Consider the following 1,680-nt stretch of genomic DNA (forward strand, 5'->3'; position numbering starts at 1 on the left):
GACCGGCGCGGCCGAGGCGGCCGAGGCGGCCGAGGCGGCCGAGGCGGCCGAGGCGGCCGACACCAGAGCAGCGCGGCCGAGGCCGTCGGGGTGCCGGACGCCCGTCCTCCTGCGGCTCGGGGCGCAGAAGGACGGGCCAGGCCTCCCGGTCAGGCGGGTTCGATGGAGAGGGGGTGGCGGAAGACGTTGTGCGGGTCGTAGGCGGCCTTCACGCGCTGCAGCCGGGGGTAGTTCTGCTTGTAGTAGAGCGTCGTCCACGGGACGCCCGACTTGTTCCACGCCGGGTCCTTGGCGTCGATGTCGGGGTAGTTGATGTAGCAGCCGTCGTACCGGTCGTTCGGCACCGGCATGCCGCCGGTGTCGCCGAAGACGCGCTGGTAGAAGCGGCGCAGCCAGTCCACGGACGCCTCGTCGGCGGACGCGTCCGGCCAGGACGCCGAGAACCACAGCTTCATGATGGAGTCGCGCTGCGGGATCGCGGTCGCGGTCGGCGACACCGTGTTGATCCTCCCGCCGTAGGCGGCGAAGTAGACCAGGCACTGGCCCTTGTAGTCGGGGTCGGTGAGGCCCTTGTACAGCTCGACGATCTGCGGCTCGCTGAGCGGTTTGCGCAGGTGGCCGCCCTTGGACTTGGTGCGCGGCGGGATGGTCGCCGGGAACTCGTAGGTCGCGTTGCTCAGCCACAGGTCGTCGGTCGTGCTGACGTTCGGCTTGACCCCGACGCCGTTCGAGACGGCGGCGATGTAGTCGTCCAGGAGCTGCTTGGCGCCGGGCGCGGTGGAGTCGTTGCGGATCTCCAGGTAGATGTTCTCTTCCTTCTGGGTGTTCAGGTGCAGGGCGCTGTGCAGCGCGGCGGTGGGCGTGCCGGGGGCGCTGTTGGCGGCGTGCCAGGCGTTGTGGTTCTTCACCAGCCGGACGAAGCCCTCCTGCGACAGGCCCGCCCAGGGGAAGACCGCCCAGGTCATGAAGACGCGGTCGGGCGGGCTCGGCAGCAGTTTCGCCGGGTCGTTCCCGGAGACGCCGGGCGTCCGGAACAGGTACTTGGTGACGATGCCGAAGTTGCCGCCGCCGCCGCCGGTGTGCGCCCACCACAGGTCGCGGTTCGGGTCCTCCGGGCGGTTGGTCGCCAGGACGGTCTTCGCCCGGCCGGACTTGTCCACGGTGACGACCTCGACGCCGTAGAGGTGGTCCACGCACAGCCCGTGCCGGCGGGACAGGGGGCCGTAGCCGCCGCCGGCGATGTGCCCGCCGACGCCCACCGCCGGGCACACCCCGGCCGGGACGGTGACGCGCCAGCCGAGGTAGAGGTCGGTGAACAGCTCGCCGAGGGTCGCGCCGGGCTCCACGACGAACGCGCCCCGCTCCCCGTCGAACCACGTCCGGTTCATGGCCGACATGTCGAGCAGGACCCGGAACGCCGGGTCGCCGACCAGGTTGTCCAGGCAGTGCCCGCCGCTGCGCACGGTGAGCCGCTGCCCGCGCCCGACGGCCTGCTCGACGGCCTTCTCGACCTGCTCGACCGAGTAGGGCAGGTGCAGGACGTCCGGGTGTGACACGAAGCGGGGGTTGAACGACCGCTTGGTCAGTTCCGGGTAGCGCGGGTCGGACGGGGAGAGCGCGACCAGCGGGTCCAGCGCCTCCGGCGGACCGGCGGCGCCCGCCGGGGCCGCCAGGGGGGCC

The 1,680-nt window shown here is 72.1% G+C and carries 1 protein-coding gene; it reads right to left on the reverse strand.

What is annotated here, in order from left to right; translation table 11 throughout:
• Nucleotides 1-149 precede the first annotated feature (149 nt).
• Nucleotides 150-1,680: FAD-binding oxidoreductase (locus DZF91_RS24220; RefSeq protein ID WP_199486851.1), on the reverse strand; the 1,531-nt coding region annotated here is incomplete at its 5' end.

This window comes from Actinomadura logoneensis, from assembly GCF_003428695.1.
Classification (GTDB): Bacteria; Actinomycetota; Actinomycetes; order Streptosporangiales; family Streptosporangiaceae; genus Spirillospora; species Spirillospora logoneensis.